Here is a 23,255-nt window from a genome sequence, read left to right as displayed (position 1 = left end):
TTTTTTAGGAGAGTGAGTAAGGTGGTGCTTCTGACTCTCCTTTCTTTTTATCTATTCATTGTTATTTATTATCAGGGTTACTTTTATCTTTTTTCCTCCTCTTGGCTTATTTTGTTTCGATTCTGTAATCTGGTAATCGATGGGTGCCGTTAAGGCCATCAGCTTTAGCACCTCTTCAATGCTTTCATTCTTAAAAGTGGCTCTGAACATATAATCCTTTGGATAATCACCTTCCAATACCACCTCTACATTGTACCACTCGCCCAATTTGTCGGCCACTTGCTTTAAGTTATCACCTCTGAAAACCAGCAAGCCTTTAACCCAGCTGTTAACCACTTCTGTTTCTACCGCTTCAACCAACACATGATTACTCATTCTTTGATAAAGCAGACGCTCTCCCGGATTCAGAATGGTTGGTTCGCTATTATTTGGTACAAACTTTACTTTTCCACTTTCCAGAACAACTTCGGTTGTGCTATTATCTGGCCACATATCAGCTGTAAAACGCGTGCCTAACACTACTATTTTTGATGCACTGCCAATCACCTCAAAAGGATGCGCCTTATCATGAGCTACATCAAAATACGCTTCTCCGCTTAAGTTAACGTGCCTCTGCTTAAAAAGCGTCTGGTAACTTAATTCAGAGCCACCCTTAAGCCATCCTTTAGTGCCATCGGGTAAAGTAAAGGCTACTTTGGTGCCATGCATAGCCTGAATAGTTGTTAAGGTTTGATTGGACCTCTCATAGTCACTGTTCAGGTTTTTAACCACAAATAATATGGCTAAAGGTAATAGTAAGATAGCCGCAATCCGTGCGTACACTTTATACAAACGCACCATTTTGCTTGTTTTCTGAATCGGCCTTATTTGCTCATGAATCGCTTTCAGAACATGCGTCAGATTGTGATTAGCATGTTCATTTGAGCTACTTTCCCAGTCTTTCTCCATAACACTCTTCAATTCATCTTCAGCCTTATCATCATTAAACAGCCTGGTTACATAGCGCTCATCATTCACAGTGCAATTACCCGATGTATATCGTTTTAGTATGTCTTTCTTAATCTCTGTCATTCTGTTATTCAAATTGCTAATTGTAATACTACTTGTTTAGTATTGGATTAATCAGCCTTTATTAGTTATATCCTGTAAAACAAAAAATCTCCCTTCGAAAAAGGAGATTTTTTAAATATTTTTCATTAATCAATTCTATTTGTGACCATTAGAACATCATGAAAATCATTAAAACAACTGCTATATCATTAATATCTACCCGTTCTTTCAGGTAATGAATCACCTCTGAAATTTGATTATCCACTGTTTTAGGTGCCAGACCAATGCTCCTGGCAATCTCTTTCGATGGCAATCCCTGAAAGCGACTCATCTCAAATATTTTTCGCTTTTTCTCGGGGAGCTCATTCAATAAGTCAATCACCTGATGCAGAATGGAACGATAAAGAATCCCTTTCTCGGTGGACTCATCAGCAATTTCGGGTGCGAGCACATCTACCATATTATGAATTACCTGCCTTTTCTCAAAGTGCTTTTTTATCTGGTTAAAAGCGATGGTAAACAAATAGGAATGGAAAGATTTGTCAGCGTTCAGCTGTTGACGCTTATTCCATATTTTAATGAAAACTTCCTGCACCAGCCCTTCTGCCTCCACCTCCGATTTCAGGTACTTAAAAGCAAATGCATACAAGCGTTGACTGTATTGCTCAAACAACAGATCAAATGCTTTGATATCGCCTTTGGCAAGCTTATTAACCAATGCCTTATTTGCTTTCATGATGATGGATAAAGATGTTTAAAGGTATAAACTTATCTGTTTAAATAGCAAATATTAATCGGTACTATTAAGCCAGATACCCTTTTAAAAGGATACCTAGCAAAGCATATTATCCCATTGTTACAAGCACCTCATGTGTACCTGCTTCAAATAACGGTACTGTATTTCCTTTCTGCTTCACTCCGTCAACTTCAAGGCTTGCAATACCTTTATTAACGCCTGCTGAATTAACTATACGAATATTGTACTCTGCACCTCTGAACTGTCGTTTTACCGTAAACTCTGTCCATTCGGCAGGAATACAAGGCTCAATCTTTAAACCATCGTAATCGGGCTGGATACCCAGAATGTATTGGGTAACTGCATAAAAATTCCACGCTGCCGTACCTGTCAGCCACGAATTTTTGGCCTCACCAGGCTTGTAAGCATCCTTACCCGCAATCATTTGTGCATATACATACGGTTCAGTTTTATGCAAGTCACTTATATCCTCAAGGTAAGCCGGACATATTTTTTTATAATATTCCCAGGCTTTCTCTCCGCGACCAATCACCGTTTCACCAATCATTATCCATGGGTTGTTATGACAGAAGATGCCCGCGTTTTCCTTATATCCGGCCGGATAAGTAGATATTTCACCATACTCAATCACATATTTAGTGAATGCAGGATTATTCAGTACAATACCGTAATCGCAGTCCAGGCGTTCTTTAACCGAATCCAATGCCTTCTCACACAATCCTTCCTCTTTTCCAATACCAGCCATGGTGCACCAGCCCTGTGATTCAATAAAGATTTTACCTTCCTCGTTTTCATCACTACCCACCTTGTTACCGTAGAAGTCATAAGCACGTAAGAACCACTCGCCATCCCAGCCCTTTGTTTTAACGGCCTCAATCATTTTATTCACCTCTTTTTGTGCACGTTGAGCCTCATCCGCTCTACCAATTCGCTTGCTCAGCTCCACATACTCCTGTCCGTAAACCACAAACAATCCGGCTATCATCACCGACTCTGCCTTTGAGCCTTCTGTATTATTTTCTGTTGTCTGGAACGACTCGTTTGGATCGCTTGAGAAACAGTTCAGATTTAAACAATCATTCCAGTCGGCCCGACCAATTAATGGCAATCCGTTAGGTCCCAAATTATTCACCACATGATTAAAGGATATCGTCAGGTGATCATACAGCGTTTGCGCAATGCTCATATCATTATCGAATGGCACCATTTCATCCAATATACTGAAATCGCCTGTTTCTTTAATATAGCTAACAACACCCAGAATCAACCACATTGGATCATCGTTAAATCCACCCCCGATGGCATCGTTACCGCGTTTGGTCAATGGCTGATACTGATGGTAGCAGCCCCCGTCAGGAAACTGGGTAGATGCAATATCAATAATGCGCTGGCGGGCACGTTCCGGCACCTGATGAACGAAGCCAATTAAATCCTGGTTGGAATCACGGAAGCCCATGCCCCTGCCAATACCCACTTCGAAGAATGAAGCGGAACGTGACATATTGAAGGTGACCATGCATTGGTACTGATTCCAGATGTTCACCATTCGGTTAAGCTTATCATCACCACTTTGCAACACAATCTTACCTAAAAGCTTATCCCAATACAAGCGCAACTCATTCAGAGCTGCTTCTACTTTCTCAACCGTGTTGAAGCGTTCAATTACGGCTTCAGCGGGTTGTTTGTTAATCACATTCTTGGCTTCCCACTTGTCCTCTTCCTTATTTTCGATGTAACCAAGTACAAATATAAAGTCCTTCGACTCGCCTGGCTGCAGCTCCACTTCAATGTAATGCGAAGCCACCGGGGACCAACCATGCGCTTCTGAATTGGTTGCCCGCCCTTCAATAACCGCTTTTGGCTCGGAGAACTCGTTGTATAAACCTACGAACGATTCACGATCGGTGTCATAACCATCAATGGCCGTATTAACATGGTAGAAAGCATAGTGATTACGCCTTTCCTTATACTCTGTTTTATGGTAGATAGTTGAACCTTTCACTTCTACCTCGCCGGTTGAGAGGTTTCGCTGCAGGTTATTCTGATCATCTTCAGCATTCCATAAGCACCACTCCATAAACGAGAACAGCTTAATCTTTTTTACGCCGGAGGTGGTATTGGTCAACTTCACCTTTTGCACTTCAGCCCACGTTTTTAGCGGAATAAAGAACAATGTTTCAGCTTCAATGCCATTTTTAGCACCAGTTATTTGCGTGTAGCTCATGCCGTGGCGACACTCATACTTATCCAGTTCGGTTTTACATGGTTTCCAGCCTGGTGACCAAACTGTTCCACCATCATTGATATAAAAATAACGCCCGCCATTATCCATAGGCACATTATTGTACCGGTAACGTGTTAAGCGTCTGAACTTAGCATCTTTATAAAATGCATAACCACCAGCAGAGTTTGAGACCAATGAAAAAAAGTCCTCATTGCCCAAATAGTTGATCCAAGGCCACGGTGTTTGTGGGTTGGTAATCACATACTCTCTTCTCTCGTCGTCAAAATATCCGTACTTCATCCTTTTTTAGTTTTATCTTCATTTGCCAGATGGAACTCCTGATTCATCTTAATCATCCACACGCGCGCCTTCAGAATACTAAGATGTAATCTTCCTGTTCGTCCTATCCTTTTATCCCTGATTCTCTAAAGTCAATTCGTTGTTTCTTTTTTCGTTAAGCTCATGTGTTATTTGGGTCATTTTAGTTTGATTCAGCGGGTATAGCACCATTACCCCTGCGGCGATGATGGCCACAATCGCCGGAATCCAGCTCATCAGCATAATGATTCCCGGTACAGCTCCCTGGATGGCCACTGAATCTTGCCCATTGTACTTGAACATGGCCAATACAAACCCTATAATGGCTCCGGCAATACCACCCCCAAACTTTGTAGCAAACGAACCAGCTGAATAGATTAAGCCAGTCGCTCTGCGGCCATTCTTCCATTCTGAGTAATCGGCAGCATCACCCAGCATCGCAAAAAATAAGGTGGGAAAAATGGCTGCTGCAAACTCCGACGCTATTCCCAAAGTAAAGATGGCGACAGTATTATCTGGTCCGCAGAAAACAATGAGCGCATTAACAATTCCGGAAAAGATAAGTGCATATATAAACAGCATTCGCTTCCCAACCGCCCGTGCTAATGGTGCCGTGGCCATTGCTCCGCCGATTGAAATAATCATTAAAGCAACCAAATAGGAAGCGGCCATCAACTCATCATGCAGGTAATGTTTAAAATAAATGACAGTAATACCCTGTTTAGTAGCATTATATACATTAAACAATAGGCCAACGACCAGTAAAATCAACCAGGGCTTATTTTTTAACAAATCCTTTAAATCCTTCCAAAGGTTATCTTTCTGCCTGGCTGAAGGTTTTATGCGTTCTTTCGTAGTTAAGAAAGTAAGTATCATAAAGCCGGCCAGAAACACCGATAACAGATAAATTGAATAGCTATATCCTTTCTTCTGATTAATGACTCTAAAACTTTCTGCTTTCAGATCACCTTCACCCTCCACCACAAATGTGTATTGGCTATCCTGCTCCATGGCAAAGCTTTTATCCTTAGTAGGTTTATCACCAAGCAACTCATCTTTCCAGGTAAAAGTAGCGATACCATTCTCTGTTTTGATATTTGCATTGGGCACTTCGTATGGCGACGAAACAGTTACTTCATACTTATCTGCATTAAGCTGTGATACCTGAATTTGCGGATCCACATTTCCGAAATGAGCAACCAGATAAAGCAATGCTCCCTGTACCAGCATTCCTCCACCAAATGCACCAACCATACGATATGAGCCCAAACTGGTTCGCACCTTATCATCCCCTGTCATTACAGCCATTAAAGCTCCATATGGAATATTATTGGCTGTATATATCAGTGTAAAAAGAATGTAGGTTACGTAGGCGTATATAATTTTGCCTGTCGGTCCTAAATCAGGAGTTGTAAAAAGCAGAGATAGAATAACGGCTAAAGGTATAGCCGTCCATAATATCCATGGGCGAAAATTGCCGTACTTAGATTTTGTTCGATCGCCAATGACCCCCATTACAACATCACTAATGCCATCGCTTGAACGAGCCACAAGCAACAGAACGCCTGCTGCGGCAGGTGCTATTCCAAACACATCTGTATAAAAGATAAGTAAAAAGGTGGCCACACCTCGCCATGCAATATTGGCAGCACCATCTCCCAGTGCATATCCTATCTTTTCTTTAATTGAGATCTTTTCCTGATTTAGCATTTTCCTGATTTAGATAGTGAAATCAAATAGTTCTTTTTTGGTTTTGTCATACACATCGCGGCTGAAAACATATAAGCGAGCCGGCTTATGAGCTACGCCGGTCTGTTTCTCATCCAGCTGAATGAGGTATTTCATGCGTGCCACCTTTTTCCTGAAGTTGCGCTTATCGAGCTCAATACCCCAAATAGCTTCATATACATTTTGCAGTTGCGTGAGGGTAAACTTATCGGGCAGCAGCTCAAAAGTGATGGGTTCATACTTAATACGCGTCTGCAATGTCCTGAGCGCCTCTTCCAGAATCAGATTATGGTCAAAAGCCAACTCCCCAACTTCTGATACAGGTACCCACCTTACATTACGTCCTTTCCACTGTAACTTAACTTTATCAGTAGCCACTAACGAATAGAAGCCTACCGTAATAATACGCGCCTCAGGGTTTCGGCCTGTACTTTTTAACCAAAGCTGATCGTTGGGCCTTTTAAGGCGATTAGGATGTGCAAATGTTTTAAACTGCTCCAGAAATACATTGTCTAAGCCCGTTAAGTCAAACAAAACACGGTTGGCCGCTTCTTCAATAGGTTCATCTTCGTAAACATGATTACCCGTTAGTGTACAATCATTAATAACCAGCTCACCACTCTTTTCATCATTTAGTGTCCTATCAACAATTAACACTTCTAACTCTGAACCATTATAACCGAATAAAACACAGTCGACTGATAAATATTGTGAAATTTGCCTCATTATACTTAGTGTTATTTTTACACTTTATGATTTTGACAAATGTATATGTTTTTAATTAAAATCCAAAAACAACTATAAAACCTCTATTTAACCTGAAGACTTTTAGGCTGATAATCAACCGATAAACACAAAGACAAAAACACAACATGGAAAGATTGTAAAACAATTAACATCCACATACGGCTCAGCAGTAACACAAAATCTGATGAACAAGAAAAAATGCCTTATATGCACTTAATTACTGAATTATTTCGTCAATTATTTCAACCGATTGATGGAATATTTTACGTGATTCACGACAGCCAAACACCTCACTCACCTGTACTAATGGACATTAGGCATTTTTCCAACTTTTTAAACATATCAATCAGAAAATTATTTTTGCTCCCCAGCACACAAGTACATCTAAAGACCAAAAAATAAATAATGAAAATCTCTAACATCAGAAACCTATCCATTCGTTATCGATTAATGATGGGTTTCACCATTATGATTATCTGCGTAGCCCTGGTAGGTTTAATAGGGCGTAATAGCATCAATAAAACAAGCAAAGTTGTTGAATTGGCAAACCATCTTAAAAATGCACAAACCCACCTGATGAATGCCCGAATAGGCGTCCTCTACTTTATGAAATTTACCGATGAAACCAAAGTTGAATCAACCATTAACAATCTTAACAATGCATTATTGGAAATTGAAACAACAGACAGCCTAAACACTGTTAAAGATTTAAATACAGATTCGCTTAGACTGGCCATCAGCAGCTACTTGAAAGCGTTTAACAATTACGTTACGGTTGAAAACAACAAACAAACCACCAAAGCCAACTGGTCTAAAACCGGCACAAAAGTCGGGGCGATTATTAGCTATGACCAACAACTCAACAAATCCAGTAAGCTATCAAAAGATGTGCTATATGCACACAGCCAGGTTAGAATGGCTGCCTGGGAATTTGTGTCAAACCCGCTTAATGCAAATGGTGATATCAATAATAACCTGGTAACAAAGGTAAAAGGCCGCTTAAATAAGCTTTACTCTGTTTTGGACGCTGCCAAACTAAACCACAACACTAAAACAATTGCATCGCTGAATAAGATTTATGATAGCTACAGAGAATATGAGAAAGCTTTTGAATCATTTGTTAGTGAAAACAAAGAACAAGGTTTGCAGATTAAGGCAATGCAGATAGCTGGTGCCCAGGTAGCGCAATTGAGCGATTCAATTGTTGACAAAATCCACACAGAAGAGCAAGATGTAATGCGCTCTGCATCGTTGTGGGGCAGTTCCATACTAATTGTTGCCATACTAATCGCTATCATCATTAGCCGCATAACATCGGTAAGCATCATCAAACCTGTTAACAAAGGGCTTCACCTCGCCGAATCACTGGCAAAGGGTGAACTGTATCATTCTTTTGAAACAACTGGTAACGATGAAATCAGTCGCTTGATGCAAGCCATGAAACAAATGAATAACAAATTGCGGGAAGTAGTTGCTGAAATAATGAATGGTGCCGAGCAACTAAACCTTGCAAGCGAACAGCTCAACCAAAGCTCTCAGGAGCTAACACAAGGTGCCAGTGAACAAGCTGCATCGCTCGAAGAGGTTTCCACGACCATGGAAGAAATGGTAGCTAATATCGAACAAAGCAATGCCAATGCCGGTACGACTGAATCGCATTCAAGCCAGGCTCTTGAAGGTATCAGATTAACCGCACACGAATCGGCAAAAGCCAGCCAGGCCAATAAGCTTATTACCAATAAAATATCAATTATTGAGGAGATAGCCATGCAAACAAATATACTGGCCTTGAATGCATCGGTTGAAGCAGCCAGGGCTGGCGAGCATGGCCGCGGTTTTTCAGTAGTAGCTGGTGAAGTACGCAAGCTGGCAGAACGCAGTCAGGATGCAGCCGCTGAGATTGTAAAATTCGCAGAGGAAAGCAACAATCTCTCGTCCAACTCCAACCAACAACTCAACAACATGCTGCCAACACTTGACAGCTCATATAGCTTAATTAAAGAAATATCGGCTGCCACCAGCGAGCAACGCGATGCCGTGCAGCAGATAAACGCTTCTATTCAGAGGCTGAATCATACAACTCAGCTCAACGCTTCGAGCAGTGAAGAAATTGCGGCCAATGCCGAGGAACTTAATTCACAAGCAACCCAGTTGAATGCACTTATTAACTATTTCAAGCTAAACAACTAATTATGCATAACGAAAGGCCTCGATTGCTCCATGCAACCAAGGCCTTTCTCATTCACAAACAAAAAATATGGAAACCTAACGCACACTTCACCTTCCGATAAAGCGTGAACTCACAACTATTTTGGTACTCCAAGTTTTGTTAAAATATCATTCATCAGGCACCATCTGGTAATTGACGACTGAATTAGATTAACAGCAACAAACCCTGCCAAAAACAGCCAGTTAACATGAACATATATGGCTAGTAAAATACTAAGCAGAATAAGCGTTCCGGCGATTGCTCTAATAATTCTTTCTTGCATAATTGTAAATATTAGATATTCTTAAACTCCTTTTTCAACATCAACAACAAAAGCTCTTATATTACAATGCGGCATCTCAGCCTTACATTGCAAAAGGTTCTCCAACAAACTGTCAGCCTGCTCATTACCTACAAAGGAGATAAAAGCTATATTATCTACTCCCATCGACTTTTGCCCAAACCAATTACCAAGGCGATGCTGCTTTTCCAGCTTGCGCATCCCCATCATTTCAATTTCATTATAATACGATACCTGATGCTCACTAAAAAACTCCTGAAGGCGTTCTCTATATTCAGCTACCGCTATAGCTATTAATAGTTTCATAGTTACACTTTATAAATGATGTAAAGTGTGCAACACACATTCGACTTAAATTTGCACACTTCACATCCTGTTTAATTAATTGCTTGATTCAACAACTTCTTCAAGCACTTCTGAGTGATCCGTTTTCTCCTCAGAAAGCTCATTAACAGCTGCTTTACCTTCATATCTCTTTCGCTCAGTCATGTAGTAGATCAGCGGCACAATCAACAGAGTTAATACGGTTGATGCAATTGTACCCCCCATCAACGAAATAGCCAATCCCTGGAAAATAGGGTCGAAAAGAATCACCACTGCACCAATCACTACTGTTCCGGCAGTTAGTAAGATAGGAGTTGTACGCACAGCACCAGCTTCTATGACAGCTTCACGTAAGGCCACTCCTTCATTCAGCCGGATATTGACAAAATCGATGAGCAGAATAGAATTCCGCACCATAATACCCGCCAGGGCAATCATACCAATCATTGAAGTGGCCGTAAAGAAGGCATTCATCATAAAGTGTCCCAGTACAATACCAACCAACGACAGGGGAATAGCTACCATCATTACAAACGGCACTTTCAGGTTTTGGAACCAGCCTACAATCAACATGTAGATAATCACCAGTACAACAGCAAAGGCTGTTCCCAGGTCGCGAAATACTTCATAGGTGATTTGCCATTCGCCATCCCACTTGAGGCCATAGTTATTCTCCACAAAAGGCTGACCGTTATAAAACTCCTCAATATCATAACCTTCAGGCAGTTGAATCTCATCCATGCGTTCACTCATATCAAGGATAGCATACACCGGACTTTCGAGCCTTCCGGCCACATCAGCCGTCACATACACAACTTGTTTTTGATTCTTCCGGTAGATGCTCTTCTCTTTTTGCTGCTCATTGATATTCACAAGGTCGCCAATGGCCACCATATCTCCCAGCTGCGATTTTAGCGTTATCTTTTTCAGGTCTTCAATTCCAGTGCGATTACTTTCGTCCAGACGTAGTTTTATGCCCACCTGACGATGATCATTTTCGGCATACAGGTATGATACATTAGCTCCACGCAGGGCCATGTTCATGGCCTGAATAATTTGTTGGGGAGCAATACCTGCCAGCATGGCTTTTTCTTTATCAACATCAAAGGTATATTCTGTCTGCTCATCCTCCATCATCCAGTCGATATCCACCACACTTTCGGTAGTTGCAAAAAGCTCCTTCACTTGTTGAGCCACTTCTTTCTGCGACTCATAATCAGGTCCATAAATTTCTGCCACTAAGGTTGACATTACCGGAGGTCCCGGCGGCACTTCAACCACCTTCACATTGGCATTAAACCTCGCCCCTATTTTCTGTAATCCAGGACGCAATTCCTTAGCAATATCATGCGATTGCAGGTCGCGCTCTTTTTTCGAAACCAGGTTAACCTGGATATCAGCCACATTAGAACCACGACGTAAATCGTAATGGCGCACTAATCCGTTAAAATTGATAGGTGCCGATGTCCCCACATAAGTCTGGTAGTTCGTCACCAACTCGTGATTACGCAAATAGGCCGCCAGCTCCTTGATCACATTGGCTGTCTCCTCTAAGGTGCTGCCTTCGGGCATATCCACCACCACCTGAAACTCATTCTTGTTGTCAAATGGCAAAATTTTAACAGTTACTACTTTAAATAAAAATAAACTAGCTGAACCAATCAATAAAACCGTAACGCCTATGATGAATACCCAACGCTTCATCGGACTTTCAATCATTGGGCGCATGGTTTTATTATATAATCTGTAGATTAAAGTTTTCTCCAACGAGTAATCCTTCTCCTTGTCATCACCATCATCGTGCTTCAGCAGGCGGTAAGCCAGCCAAGGCGTTATCATAAGTGCTACAAACAAGGAGAAAATCATAGCAATTGATGCGCCAATTGGCATCGGACTCATGTATGGCCCCATCATACCAGATACAAACACCATCGGTATTACGGCTGCAATCACAGTGAATGTGGCCAATATTGTTGGATTACCCACCTCATCAATGGAACGCAAGGCCGCTTGCCAGAAAGGCAATTGCTTCATCTTGAAATGACGATGCATATTCTCGGCAATAATGATGGAGTCATCCACCACAATACCTGTTACAAATACCAGTGCAAACAGAGTGATACGGTTGAGCGTATAATCAAGGAAGTAGTAACTAAACATCGTTAGGGCAAAGGTGATGGGTACAGAAATAAATACCACCAAACCACCACGCCATCCCATAGCCAGCATCACCACCAATGTAACGGCAATAATTGCTCCCAGCAGGTGCATCAGCAGCTCTCCTACTTTATCAGAAGCGGTCTCACCATAATTACGAGTCACCTCCACATTGATATCAGCTGGTAAGAGCTCTTCACGCAACACGTCAATCTTTTCAGTAATACGATCAGCCAAGCGCATAGCATCAGCTCCCCGGCGCTTAGCCACCGAAATAGTTACAGCCGGATATTCACTTTGGTAAACCTGCTTGCTTTCGCTGGCCTGACCATAGCCAAAAGCCACATATGAACTAGGCAAAGCTGCTCCATCTTCAACATGCGCGACCTGATGCAGGTACACAGGTGAGTTTTGATAAATACCCACCACCACATTGGCTACTTCATCGGCATTGGTAAAAAACTCACCAGTCCTGACCGCATACTCAGTGTTATTGCTGCTAAAACTGCCAGCCGACACCTGTTGATTAGCGGCCTGCAACTGCTGGGTAATAATCAATGGATCTACCTGAAAGGCTGCCATCTTATCGCGATCTAAAACCACCTGTATCTCACGGTTGCGTCCGCCTATGACCTTTGTTTCAGAAATATCAGTAATCTTCTCAATCTCTGAAGAAAGTTCCTGCGCCACGCGCCTCAACTGGTAATCATCGTAATTTTCACTCCATAGCGTTAAGCCCATAACGGGCACATCGTCTATCGAGCGGGTTTTAACCAAAGGCATGGTGACACCTGCCGGCATCTTATCCATGTTCTTCATTATCTCGTTGTACAATTTCACGAGGCTTCGTTCGATATCTTCGCCAACATAAAACTGCACAATCAGCATGGCTTGCTCTGATAATGACTGTGAGTAAACGTATTCGACGCCTTTTACATTGGATACAATCTTCTCAATTGGCGTCACTATCTTCGACTCAATCTCCTTGGGGCTGGCTCCCGGGTAGCCAATAAATATATCGGCTATGGGAACATCAATCTGCGGTTCCTCTTCACGAGGTGTAAGGTATGAACTGTACACGCCGATAATCATGAAAGCGACCATCAATAGCGGTGTCAGTTTTGATTTTATAAACATCCGGGCTAATGTCCCGGCAAATCCTGTTTTCATTCTTCTAAAAATTAAAGGTTAGGAACATTAGTTTAATTGCAATTCGGCTCCGTCGAACAAGCGCCCTTCCGAAGCAACGACTAACTGGTTGCCATCGCTTAAACCAGACAAGACCTCAATTTTGTCTCCATATAGCTTACCCAATCTAACCCAACGAAGTAATGCCTTGTTGGCCTGACTGACTGTCCAGATGCCTTTTAACTGTCCACGTTCAACAATCATATCCGCAGGCACTAACAGCTTCTGTTCCTCTCCTTTCAGATGGTTTACGTGGGCAAAAACACCACTTCTGATGGCTTGCTTTTGTTCCTCTGTAGGCAAAAGGCTGATGCGGGCATCAAACTGCGAGCCTGAAAAACGACTGGACGGACTAACATGTGTAATACTGCCGCTAATCATCTCTTTACAAGCATCGATATGGACTTCTACCACATCTCCCTTTTCCACCTTGTATATTTCCGATTCCGGAATTTTAGCTATTACCTCAAACAGGCCCGGTGCTTCAATGGCCAGCAAAGGCATACCTGGATTGGCCATGTCGCCGCTATCCACAAATTTCTGAGTGATAACGCCATCATAAGGCGCACGAATATCAGCGTATGAGAGCATTTCAACCACCTCATCCTTTGCTTTTTGTGCCGCAGCCAACTGAGCTTTTGTCATCTTCAGATGCACCGTAATATCATCCAACTCTTTTTGCGTGGCGCTTTTACTGTTGAACAATGCCTGAATACGTTCAAAGTCATCTTTGGCGTGTTTGTAGGCAGCTTTGGCCTGAATAATGTTGGCTTCAACCTGCTGCTCCTTGGCCTGAATATCGTTACTACGGATAGACACCAGCAACTGGCCTTTCTTAACCATATCACCTTCGCGTACCAAAACCTGACTTATCTGGCCCATTATGCGGGTACTTAATGTTGATTGGTTCACCGAAGAAACCGTTCCTGTATAATGAAACTTCTTTGGTACCGTAGTTAACTCAAGCGTCTCAACTTTAGCTTTTACAGCTGGTTTAGCTTTAGCATTCTCCTCGTTACTGCTGCCGCAGGCTTGTGTTAAAAAGGCAAATGCAGCTGCAGCAATTAATAAGTTTACAGATTTCATATTTATACTATTTTTTGTTTTTCGAATGATGTAATGAATTATTGCTGGGTAGTTTCCGATGCCAGCATTTGATATTTGAACACAGCCACATTGTAGTTATAGATGGCATACAATTTCTTGAGAACACTTTCTTCGGCCTTGGTTTCGGCCATTAGCAAATCTGAGGTACTCTCCATGCCCTGGTTATAGCGGTTGGTTCTGATGCGCAATGATTCGTTTGCCTGTTCAGCAGCCAGGTTGTAGGTAGCCAACTGACTTTCAGCAACCGCAATAGCTCTGGTGGCCTTCGACAATTCCATATTTTCTTTCTCTACATAATCCTGGTACGACACTTGTGCTTTTTGATAATTAGCCTTGGTCTGGTTGTACTTTCCAATATTTCGCCCACCATTAAAAATACGCCACTGCAGCTTAATGCCCACCATGTAGCTGTCGGCACCAAAACCGCCAAAATCAGCATCATAAAGGTTATAAGAACCAAAAGCATTGATGCGCGGCGCAAACTTCATCAAATCACTCTTCTCCATTTTCTTTTGGGCCTCCAGGCCATACTGCATAGCCACCACATCGGAACGATTGAAAATAGAAGTAGCGTTATTAAATGAAAAGGACACCTGCGTAATAGAATCGGTTACCTGCACAGGCAAATGAATAGCCCTTCCCATTAAAAAGTTTAATGTTTCACTTACACTCTTCACCTGATTTTCTGCCTCCTGAACCATAGCCACCTGCTCGTACTGGCGCACTTTAATAGCCATTACATCTGCTTCTTTCAGGTATCCTTGTTGCAGGTTATCTTCAGCCATTTTCAGATAGGAATTAGTGGTGGCCTGAGCCTTTTTCATGACTTCAACACGGTTTTGTGCCAATTGCAAAGCATAATAAGTTTGCTTTACCAAAAAATTCACATACTCGCGTGTGTACTCTGTCTGGTGCTCCATGGCTTTTACCTGCTTACCGGCAGCTCCTTTACCCATCCAGGCATCCACATTAATCAATGGCTGTTCAACCATTACCTGTGTAGCAAAATGATTGGTTTGTCCCGGCGCATTAATCACCGCCGGATCAAAATCAGCCATAGTCACTCCTTGCTGCTGCAGCTTAAAACCAAAAGCATAAAGTGGATCATTTGAAGTCATATAGCCACTTGACAACTCAACTGAAGGCAGAAATGCGGCATTAGCCTGCTGATTTGCCCCCTTTGCAGCATTCACATCAGCCAGCGCTTTCTGAATTTCTCTGTTATTCTCTGACGCTAACTGCAATGCCTCATCCAACGAAAACATCTCATTACCCGTTTTTTCCTGGGCCTGAGATGCCAAGCCTGCCAATGATATGCAGGCTATTAGAATCCCATTTAAAAAATTTCTGTTCATATGTTTTGTTTGTTTTTCCATATTCATTTACCGAAGTAAAATTTCAGGGACAAACATATATCTATTTTTCTATATATGCAACTTTCTAGATGTTTGTATATGTTATTTTTCCACATCATCCTGATTACCTGTTACATAAATTAATACACTTTTATCCTTTTTTATTTCATATGCCGTAGAAAAAGTAGCTAATGCACAAAAACTATATGTGGAAATAAATGAAGATCTCAAACGGTGAATAGTGTAATATGCCATACATTTCCTTACCTTTGCACCCTCTTTAAAAATATCAGGATGATAGGGAAATACAATACATTACGTGTAATTAAGACAGTAGACTTTGGCGTTTACCTGGATGGAGGGGAATTAGGCGAAATATTATTACCAATACGTTATGTACCACCAGGGTTAAAAGTTGATGATGACCTTGAAGTATTTATTTACCTCGACTCCGAAGACCGCATTATAGCTACAACAGAAGAACCACATGCTATAGTAGGTGAGTTGGCTTATTTAAAAGTTGTTTCAGTCAACAAAACAGGCGCTTTTCTTGATTGGGGTCTGATGAAAGATTTGCTGGTACCCTACCGCGAACAGGCTGAACGCATGAAAGAAGGCGAGCGGTATGTGGTGTATGTATACCTTGACGATGAAAGCAGACGTATTGTAGCTACATCAAAACTCAATTCGGTTCTAGACAATCTTATGCCTGAGTATGAGGAAGGTGAAGAAGTGGACATCATGGTGATAGGGAAAACCGATTTAGGCTATAAGGTGGCTGTCAACAATACACATTCAGGTATGCTCTATCATAATGAATTGTTTAAGCCCATAAAAATTGGGGACAGTTGTAAAGGGTATATCAAAAAAGTGAGGGAAGACGACAAGCTGGATATTAGTCTGGAAAAACCAGGTTACGAAAAAATTGGTGGTCTGGCTGCTGACATCATTGAAAAGCTTAAAGTCAAAGGTGGTCACATGGACATCACTGACAAAAGTCCCGCTGAACTCATCTACAAAGTATTTGGAACCAGTAAGAAAAACTTTAAAAAAGCCATTGGCGCATTGTATAAACAACGTCTTATAAAAATAGACAATAATGGCATTTCCTTACTTTAATGACTTAACGTTATTAAACAGGTTCTATTCCAAGTCTTAAATATTCCTAATTCTAAACTTGCAAAACAATGCTGGTAAAGTTATTGCTGGTTACGGCCATTAATTACCATCAAAGCTAGTATTAAGACTCAGTAAATTGTAAAGGATTAAGTATGAAGTTTATTTTCTCAATGATTGTTGGGGCGTGTTGCCTTGTCAATATTAATGCACAGGATTTTAACAGTAACGCAGGTTTTGAGGGCATTGCAGTTGAAGACAATCAGTTTTATAATGAAAAATCAGACGAAAAGTCTGCACATGTAGTCAATTCGTTAGGTATACAATTATTTAATACAGTGGGTTATTCTGATCTGGAAGCGAGCTTTTGGGCGTCAGTCAGCAAAAATTCGAAGCACAACGTCAACTTACGCCTTAGTCATAACCGCTTTGAAGGCGAATATTTCAGTGTCGGAATAGGATATGGATATGAATTATATGCTGACAACCACCTCTTTTTACCTTACACCACCTATAATCAGGATGTAGAAACCTGGAAAAACCAGGCATTGGTAAATGGTTTATATTACTCATATGGCGGACGTTTTGACTTTGCTGTTGGTACTACCACCAACTTCAATAAAGATGGCTACGCAAATAACTCACTTTGGGTAGATGCTTATTATAACATCAAAGCTTTTGGTGGAATTCAGATTGGAGCCGAATACTGCATTATGAGTGATACAGGAGATGCCTATTATGGTATTATCTTTCAGAAAACACTGTGGCGAAGAAAATAATTCAGTACAACTATTAAATAACAAAACCGGACGTAAAATCCGGTTTTGTTGTATCATATAGAAGTCACATTCTTTTAAACAAAAGAGAGCCAATTAGATTTAGAACGATAATCCTCAATTACCCTTGTTTGGTTATCAGCATTAAAAGCTGCTAACAGTTGTTGAATATCCTGACGTAAATGAACAACCGCCCCATCAATCAGCTGTGCAGCAAAGCCTTTGTCACCCAGCTTTAATACTTTTTCCAGGGAGATTAAACGACTAAAAATCTGACCAAATTCAACCAACTTACGCTGTGGAATAGAGTCGCTCAATTTAAAATTTAATAAATCCTTCACAACACTGCCTGCACTTGACGTTAGCTCAAAACCATTGATGAAATCAAGCACATTGGTCTGCCTGGCTTTACGCATCAATTTAATAACACTTTCTGCCACCTGCGAATAAAGCATATCGTTAGAGCCTTCAAAAATCTGAAAGGGACGACTATCAACAGTTGAGCGCCCGGCAATATGATTGAGTTTATAACCTTTGGCACCTACCAACTGCAACAATGTTTGCGAAGCTGCCTGCATCATATCTGTAGCAATGCTTTTAACTGCATTGGCTTCTATCCCAATAGTAGATAAGTCATTTTTCAGTCCTGCCTTTGTACTACTATTTACACAAAAAGCTGATACAGTGGTGAAATATGCCTGCAGCTGACTAATGCGCTGTTGCACCTGATCATAGGACAAAAGACTTTTCCCGCCGACAAAGCGCTGCTGACAATGCTGAATAGCCTCATCGAGCATACGTTGAATAAAACCGATAGCCATGCCTGGAAATGACATACGACTGCGGTGCAATAAATCCAGCATCAGCTTAACCCCGGATTTTTCTGGCACTAACTTCTGTACACCAGGAATCTCAACATCAATACGATTACGCCCGTATGGTATTTGATACAAACCCAGATTATTAAAATGCTCTTCCACAACAATGCCCTGCTTAGGCTGCGTTACATCACAAATAAAGAAATCAAGATCACGTGCCAGGCTGTTACCACCCATATCTTTACGAGCCGTTAACAGCCAGAAATCGGCCCACCCCGTTAAGCCTGCCCAATGCTTTGTACCTTTAAGTTTAGCTGAATTGCCAGATTCAGTATAGGATGTCTGCATATTTAATGCATCACTACCAAAATCAGGCTCCGTAATCATTAATCCACCCATATTTTGCTGCTCAACAAAACGCTTCAGCACTTCAGCTTTGGCTGCCGGTTGACCTGCTTTAATAACAGGTTGCAGAAATAGAGCCATATTAATACCAAAGGTTAGTGACAAAGCCAATGATTCGTATGATGCGGCCGCCATTAAGGCAATACTCTCTTTGGTGTCACCTCCTAATCCTCCGTACTTAGTTGGGATAATGGCAGAAAAAGGATTAGTGGACATTATCTCGCGCATCACAAAAGGCGGCATACCCCGGTTAATACCAAGTTCATTAATATCACTGCGCTCATGATAAACGCTTTTCATTTTGGCTTTTAAGCGCTTCAGAATTTTTTCGAACTGTCGGTCCAAATTACTTCCTACCTCAGCTATTGATTGTATTTGCATCTACCTTATTTTACAGATAAACATAGTTGAGCTTTGGTCTAAAATGCATATACTTAAACCATGGTCACCCTACTATAATTATCCAGAATGAAAACTAAAAGCACGAATGTATCGATTAGTTTTTAAATTATATGGATTTTTGGATGTTTTTATCTTTTTATTAAGCAATGAACAGAAAAAAGCCTGATTAACAGCTATTAATCAGACTTTCAAATATGATAAGTTCTTAGAAGTACAAATCTCGTTCGCCGGCTTGTATACGCCCCAAACGCTCAACTAATTTTGTTTTGAAGCGTTCATCTTCATAGTCCTTCAAACTATCTTCAATCAGTTTGTAACCCTTCTCTTTAGTTGCAGGCGGAGCATAATCCTCAAGGTATTCAGCCAAAGTAAGTATGGCATTGGGCTGACAAAAGCGCTTGATAAATCCGGGAACAGAAAACTCCATGAAGTGCTCACCGGTGCGGTTTAAACGATAGCAGGCCGTGCAAAAAGAAGGTATATAGCCATCTTCCACCAGCTCTTCCATCACCTCATTCAAGGAGCGATCGTCACAAATCTCAAATTGTTCATGATCTAAATCCTGTTGCTCCTTATGGCTGGTATATCCTTTCATTTCTATATTTGTACCGCCATCAATCTGCGACACCCCATATTGCAAAATCTCATCACGAATATAGCCGGGTTCACGAGCAGTCAAAATCAATCCGGTGTATGGTACAGCCAATCGCAATACAGCCACCAGCTTGGTAAAATCGGTATCACTCACTTCGTAGCGTTTATCTACCTCAAAGCCTGAAGCAGACTGAATACGAGGAAATGAAATAGTGTGTGGCCCAACATTATAAACAGCCTCAAAATGATTGACATGGCGCACAAGTCCCATTGCTTCAAAGCGCCAATCGTAAAGTCCAAACAAAGCGCCAATACCTACATCATCAATTCCTGCTTCCTGTGCCCGATCCAAACCGGCCAACCGCCATTCAAAATGCTTCTTAGTGCCTTTCAGGTGAACCTTCTCATAGGTGGGCTTATGGTAGGTCTCCTGAAAGATCTGGTAGGTACCAATGCCTGCTTCTTTCACAATTTTATACCCCTCAATATCCAGCGGTGCAGCATTGATGTTAACCCGGCGAATTTCACCATTTTTATGCTTAACACCGTAAACCATCTTGACGGTCTCTGCAATGAACTGTGCATCGTAGCGTGGATGCTCGCCATAAACCAATATCAAACGCTTATGGCCTGTATCTTCCAAAGCCTTCACCTGATCAATAATATCCTGCTTACCAAGGGTTATGCGCTCTTGTTTTTTATTGGTTGAACGGAACCCACAATAGGTACAATCATTGATACACAGGTTGCCAACATACAGCGGTGCAAACAACACAATTCGTTTACCATACACCTGTTCTTTAAGTTGCCTGGCAGCCGACTTAATAGTATCTACCATTTCAGGCTCATTGGCATTCAATAGAATCGCCGTGTCTTGCAAACTCAATCGCTGCTTCTGCATCGATTTGGCAATCACCTCATTAACCTGCTGCATGCTTGGTTGCTGATGAGTCGCCAGAATCTCATTGATTTCCTCCGGATCAATAAAATTCTCCATTGGCTTATCAGCCAGCTTATATTTTTGCGGGGTATAAATTATTGACATCTGATTTGCTTTTACGTGTTGTCCCAATCAACACTTCATGGTTCAAAATTAGGTGTTTTAAGCTGATTTAAGCAATATATTACCAGAATTATTAGCTGTTAAAAAACACTATTTACATTATACTTATAATTAGACCTTCCACCCTAATTTTAAACTTTAAATCATAAGCTTAGGCCTAACCTTGCCGCTGATATATCTTTACGGCGAGGCATTTAATTACAATATAAATAACAAAAAACCGCCCCATAAAGTGAGGCGGTTCCATTTTTAAAGCATGTATATTATTTGTATTCTTCTAAAATACCTTTTACATCTTCAGCAGCCACACGACCATATACTTTATCGCCAACTGTTACTACAGGTGCCAAGCCGCAAGCTCCAACACAACGTAAGCAGCTGATAGAGAATTTACCATCAGGTGTGGTTTCACCAACTTTTACATCCAGATGACGCTTAAACTCGTCCAACACCTTCTCAGCTCCACGCACGTAGCAGGCCGTTCCCATACAAATTGAGATAGGATGCTCTCCTTTTGGAATCATCGAGAAGAATGAGTAGAACGTTACGACACCATAAACGTGTGCAACAGACACATTCATTTCATTTGCGACCAACTCCTGAACTTCAGCTGGTAAATAGCCAAACAATTCCTGAGCTGCATGAAGTGCATTAATTAACTCGCCTCCTTCGTTACCGAGTTTTTTGCAAACTTCTTTTAATTCTTCCACCTTACCGGCGGGTAATTTTATATCTGCCATTTTAATTTCCTTTTAAGATAAAAGATACAAGTATCAAGTATCAAGACTGACTTGCATCTTGATACTATAACCTTGATACTAATTAGATTTCAATCTTCTTTTTCTTATCGTAATAGTGCGTATGAAGCAACTCATGCGATTTATGTCCACATGGCTCACCCAGAAATTCGCTATACAGTTTCTGAACAAATGGATTTTCATGCGATTTACGTAGCACTTTACCTTTATCCTCCTCATAAATAGCACGCTGACGCTTCTTCAACACCTCTACATCACCGTGGTGATATGGCTGACCACCACCACCGATACAACCACCAGGACATGCCATAATTTCGATGGCATGGAACTGTGATTTACCAGCTCGGATATCTTCTAATAATTTACGGGCATTTCCTAATCCATGGGCAATACCAATATTAATCGGAAGACCATCAAAATCAATGGTTGCCGAACGAATACCTTCGAAACCTCTCAACTCTTCAAAGTCAAGTTTTGGAAGTGGCTTTTTGGTATGCACCTCATAAGCCGTACGAACAGCTGCTTCGATTACACCACCTGTAGTACCGAAGATAACAGCAGCACCTGTTGACTCGCCTAATGGCTGGTCAAAATCATCTTCTTCCAGTGCTTCGAAGTTTAAGTTGGCATTACGAATCATCTGAGCTAACTCACGAGTAGAAATTGATAAGTTCACGTCTGGATCACCATCTACTTTAAATTCATCGCGTGCACACTCATATTTTTTAGCCAAGCAAGGCATCACTGAAACGACCACTACATCTTCGCGCTTCTGCTTCAGCTGATCAGCGAAATATGTTTTAGCAATGGCTCCAAACATTTGCTGAGGCGACTTAGCTGTCGATGGAATATCTATCATATCAGGGAACTGATGCTCGAAGAAATTCACCCAACCCGGACAACAAGAAGTTAAAATAGGTAACTTCACATCCTTGTCACCAGCTAAATGCTTACCTAAACGACCTAACAACTCGGTACCTTCTTCCATAATGGTTAAGTCAGCTGCAAAGTCAGTATCAAATACATGGTCGAAACCTAATTTGCGTAGAGCTGAAACCATTTTACCGGTCACCAAAGTACCTGCTTCCATGCCAAACTCCTCGCCTAACGCAGCACGAACAGCCGGAGCCGTCTGAACAATCACTGTTTTCTTAGGATCAACAATGGCATCCATCACTTTAGCTGAACTATCACGCTCTGTTAAAGCACCTGTTGGACAAACAGCCACACACTGCCCACAGAAAGTACAGGCCGAGTGATCCAAATCCATTTCAAAAGCTGGAGCAACTACCGACTCAAAACCACGGTTTACAGCCGAAAGCACACCTACTGTCTGTACCTCGTTACAAGCGGTTTCACAACGGCGGCACATGATACATTTCTCCATTTCGCGCACAATAGCAGGTGATTCATCACTCTTATAGGAGTTTTTCTCACCCTGGTAACGCACTTCGCGAATACCTAGGTTCTGTGCCATTGTCTGTAATTCGCAGTCACCTGATTTAGCACACACCAAGCAATCAAACGGGTGATCCGATAAGATCAGTTCCATCACTGTACGACGGGCATTGACCACACGAACGGAGTGCGTTTGAATGTCCATACCTTCGGTACACTCTGTTTTACAAGCAGGCGCCAGGTTACGACGACCTTCCACCTCCACCACGCAAACACGACATCCGCCTGGCTTATTCTCAATGTTCATATCGTGCAGCTTCATATGACATAAAGTGGGAATATCCACCCCGATGTTTTTCGCTGCCTCTAAGATGGTAGTGCCTTTCTCAACAACTACCTTTTTATTATCTATGCTTAATTGAACGATTTCCATTCTTCTATCTTTTACTGTTCAAAAATT

At 41.5% G+C, this 23,255-nt stretch carries 17 protein-coding genes; 3 read left to right on the top strand and 14 right to left on the bottom strand.

Annotation, left to right across the window (positions count from 1 at the left end; translation table 11 throughout):
* Positions 1–51 precede the first annotated feature (51 nt).
* The 5 genes from KEM09_RS11800 to KEM09_RS11780 form a co-directional block, all read right to left on the bottom strand.
* Complete coding sequence (locus KEM09_RS11800; RefSeq protein WP_212228545.1) at positions 52–1,071, bottom strand: FecR family protein; 1,020 nt, start codon at positions 1,069–1,071, stop codon at positions 52–54.
* 148 nt (positions 1,072–1,219) lie between these two features.
* On the bottom strand, positions 1,220–1,786 hold the full coding sequence (locus KEM09_RS11795) for an RNA polymerase sigma factor (RefSeq protein ID WP_212228544.1): 567 nt from the start codon (positions 1,784–1,786) through the stop codon (positions 1,220–1,222).
* Between the two features lie 109 nt (positions 1,787–1,895).
* Entirely contained in the window at positions 1,896–4,331 is a 2,436-nt protein-coding gene (locus KEM09_RS11790) for a glycoside hydrolase family 94 protein (RefSeq protein WP_212228543.1), read from the bottom strand.
* A gap of 111 nt (positions 4,332–4,442) precedes the next feature.
* Positions 4,443–6,059, bottom strand: a complete 1,617-nt coding sequence (locus KEM09_RS11785) for an MFS transporter (RefSeq protein WP_212228541.1) — start codon at positions 6,057–6,059, stop codon at positions 4,443–4,445.
* A 9-nt stretch (positions 6,060–6,068) separates the two neighbouring features.
* The gene (locus tag KEM09_RS11780; RefSeq protein ID WP_212228539.1) at positions 6,069–6,803 is read right to left on the bottom strand and encodes an NUDIX hydrolase; all 735 of its coding nucleotides are present in this window, start codon (positions 6,801–6,803) and stop codon (positions 6,069–6,071) included.
* A 426-nt stretch (positions 6,804–7,229) separates the two neighbouring features.
* Here KEM09_RS11780 and KEM09_RS11775 point away from each other — a divergent pair, with 426 nt between their 5' ends.
* Complete coding sequence (locus tag KEM09_RS11775) at positions 7,230–9,014, top strand: HAMP domain-containing methyl-accepting chemotaxis protein (RefSeq protein WP_212228537.1); 1,785 nt, start codon at positions 7,230–7,232, stop codon at positions 9,012–9,014.
* A 116-nt stretch (positions 9,015–9,130) separates the two neighbouring features.
* Here KEM09_RS11775 and KEM09_RS11770 read toward each other — a convergent pair whose 3' ends face one another.
* The 5 genes from KEM09_RS11770 to KEM09_RS11750 all read right to left on the bottom strand — a co-directional run bounded on the left by KEM09_RS11770 (position 9,131) and on the right by KEM09_RS11750 (position 15,465).
* Positions 9,131–9,316 (bottom strand): YgaP family membrane protein, encoded by a 186-nt coding sequence (locus tag KEM09_RS11770; protein ID WP_212228536.1) that lies wholly within the window; start codon positions 9,314–9,316, stop codon positions 9,131–9,133.
* A 21-nt stretch (positions 9,317–9,337) separates the two neighbouring features.
* Complete coding sequence (locus KEM09_RS11765; RefSeq protein WP_212228535.1) at positions 9,338–9,640, bottom strand: hypothetical protein; 303 nt, start codon at positions 9,638–9,640, stop codon at positions 9,338–9,340.
* Positions 9,641–9,715: 75 nt separating this feature from the next.
* Positions 9,716–12,985: an efflux RND transporter permease subunit gene (locus tag KEM09_RS11760; protein WP_212228534.1), complete on the bottom strand. Its 3,270-nt coding sequence runs from the start codon at positions 12,983–12,985 to the stop codon at positions 9,716–9,718.
* Between the two features lie 27 nt (positions 12,986–13,012).
* A complete protein-coding gene (locus KEM09_RS11755) occupies positions 13,013–14,089 on the bottom strand; it encodes an efflux RND transporter periplasmic adaptor subunit (RefSeq protein ID WP_212228533.1) in 1,077 nt (358 codons plus the stop codon).
* Positions 14,090–14,127: 38 nt separating this feature from the next.
* Positions 14,128–15,465, bottom strand: a complete 1,338-nt coding sequence (locus tag KEM09_RS11750; protein ID WP_212228532.1) for a TolC family protein — start codon at positions 15,463–15,465, stop codon at positions 14,128–14,130.
* Positions 15,466–15,759: 294 nt separating this feature from the next.
* Here KEM09_RS11750 and KEM09_RS11745 point away from each other — a divergent pair, with 294 nt between their 5' ends.
* A complete protein-coding gene (locus tag KEM09_RS11745) occupies positions 15,760–16,584 on the top strand; it encodes a CvfB family protein (protein WP_244824976.1) in 825 nt (274 codons plus the stop codon).
* 152 nt (positions 16,585–16,736) lie between these two features.
* On the top strand, positions 16,737–17,360 hold the full coding sequence (locus KEM09_RS11740) for a hypothetical protein (protein WP_212228531.1): 624 nt from the start codon (positions 16,737–16,739) through the stop codon (positions 17,358–17,360).
* A 74-nt stretch (positions 17,361–17,434) separates the two neighbouring features.
* Here the strand turns inward: KEM09_RS11740 and KEM09_RS11735 are convergent, their stop codons facing one another.
* The 4 genes from KEM09_RS11735 to KEM09_RS11720 all read right to left on the bottom strand — a co-directional run bounded on the left by KEM09_RS11735 (position 17,435) and on the right by KEM09_RS11720 (position 23,228).
* Positions 17,435–18,961, bottom strand: coding sequence for an acyl-CoA dehydrogenase family protein (locus tag KEM09_RS11735; RefSeq protein ID WP_212228530.1), 1,527 nt, complete (start codon positions 18,959–18,961; stop codon positions 17,435–17,437).
* 226 nt (positions 18,962–19,187) lie between these two features.
* Positions 19,188–20,621, bottom strand: coding sequence for a [FeFe] hydrogenase H-cluster radical SAM maturase HydG (hydG, locus tag KEM09_RS11730; RefSeq protein WP_212228528.1), 1,434 nt, complete (start codon positions 20,619–20,621; stop codon positions 19,188–19,190).
* Between the two features lie 281 nt (positions 20,622–20,902).
* Positions 20,903–21,379, bottom strand: a complete 477-nt coding sequence (locus KEM09_RS11725) for an NADH-quinone oxidoreductase subunit NuoE family protein (protein ID WP_212188038.1) — start codon at positions 21,377–21,379, stop codon at positions 20,903–20,905.
* An 82-nt stretch (positions 21,380–21,461) separates the two neighbouring features.
* Positions 21,462–23,228 (bottom strand): NADH-dependent [FeFe] hydrogenase, group A6, encoded by a 1,767-nt coding sequence (locus tag KEM09_RS11720; protein WP_212228526.1) that lies wholly within the window; start codon positions 23,226–23,228, stop codon positions 21,462–21,464.
* Positions 23,229–23,255: the final 27 nt, after the last annotated feature.

This window comes from Carboxylicivirga mesophila (genome assembly GCF_018271975.1).
Taxonomy (GTDB): domain Bacteria; phylum Bacteroidota; class Bacteroidia; order Bacteroidales; family Marinilabiliaceae; genus Carboxylicivirga; species Carboxylicivirga mesophila.
The sequence above is the reverse complement of the archived record's forward strand: the minus strand, read 5'-3'. Positions and strand labels throughout refer to the sequence as shown.

Excerpts from the sequence above, each read along its gene's own strand:
- KEM09_RS11760 (WP_212228534.1), bottom strand. The coding sequence starts at position 12,985 with ATGAAAACAGGATTTGCCGGGACATTAGCCCGGATGTTTATAAAATCA.
- KEM09_RS11785 (WP_212228541.1), bottom strand. The coding sequence starts at position 6,059 with ATGCTAAATCAGGAAAAGATCTCAATTAAAGAAAAGATAGGATATGCA.
- KEM09_RS11725 (WP_212188038.1), bottom strand. The coding sequence starts at position 21,379 with ATGGCAGATATAAAATTACCCGCCGGTAAGGTGGAAGAATTAAAAGAA.
- KEM09_RS11755 (WP_212228533.1), bottom strand. The coding sequence starts at position 14,089 with ATGAAATCTGTAAACTTATTAATTGCTGCAGCTGCATTTGCCTTTTTA.
- KEM09_RS11735 (WP_212228530.1), bottom strand. The coding sequence starts at position 18,961 with ATGCAAATACAATCAATAGCTGAGGTAGGAAGTAATTTGGACCGACAG.
- KEM09_RS11775 (WP_212228537.1), top strand. The coding sequence starts at position 7,230 with ATGAAAATCTCTAACATCAGAAACCTATCCATTCGTTATCGATTAATG.
- KEM09_RS11790 (WP_212228543.1), bottom strand. The coding sequence starts at position 4,331 with ATGAAGTACGGATATTTTGACGACGAGAGAAGAGAGTATGTGATTACC.
- KEM09_RS11745 (WP_244824976.1), top strand. The coding sequence starts at position 15,760 with ATGATAGGGAAATACAATACATTACGTGTAATTAAGACAGTAGACTTT.
- KEM09_RS11800 (WP_212228545.1), bottom strand. The coding sequence starts at position 1,071 with ATGACAGAGATTAAGAAAGACATACTAAAACGATATACATCGGGTAAT.
- KEM09_RS11740 (WP_212228531.1), top strand. The coding sequence starts at position 16,737 with ATGAAGTTTATTTTCTCAATGATTGTTGGGGCGTGTTGCCTTGTCAAT.
- KEM09_RS11780 (WP_212228539.1), bottom strand. The coding sequence starts at position 6,803 with ATGAGGCAAATTTCACAATATTTATCAGTCGACTGTGTTTTATTCGGT.
- KEM09_RS11750 (WP_212228532.1), bottom strand. The coding sequence starts at position 15,465 with ATGAACAGAAATTTTTTAAATGGGATTCTAATAGCCTGCATATCATTG.
- KEM09_RS11795 (WP_212228544.1), bottom strand. The coding sequence starts at position 1,786 with ATGAAAGCAAATAAGGCATTGGTTAATAAGCTTGCCAAAGGCGATATC.
- KEM09_RS11720 (WP_212228526.1), bottom strand. The coding sequence starts at position 23,228 with ATGGAAATCGTTCAATTAAGCATAGATAATAAAAAGGTAGTTGTTGAG.
- KEM09_RS11770 (WP_212228536.1), bottom strand. The coding sequence starts at position 9,316 with ATGCAAGAAAGAATTATTAGAGCAATCGCCGGAACGCTTATTCTGCTT.
- hydG (WP_212228528.1), bottom strand. The coding sequence starts at position 20,621 with ATGTCAATAATTTATACCCCGCAAAAATATAAGCTGGCTGATAAGCCA.
- KEM09_RS11765 (WP_212228535.1), bottom strand. The coding sequence starts at position 9,640 with ATGAAACTATTAATAGCTATAGCGGTAGCTGAATATAGAGAACGCCTT.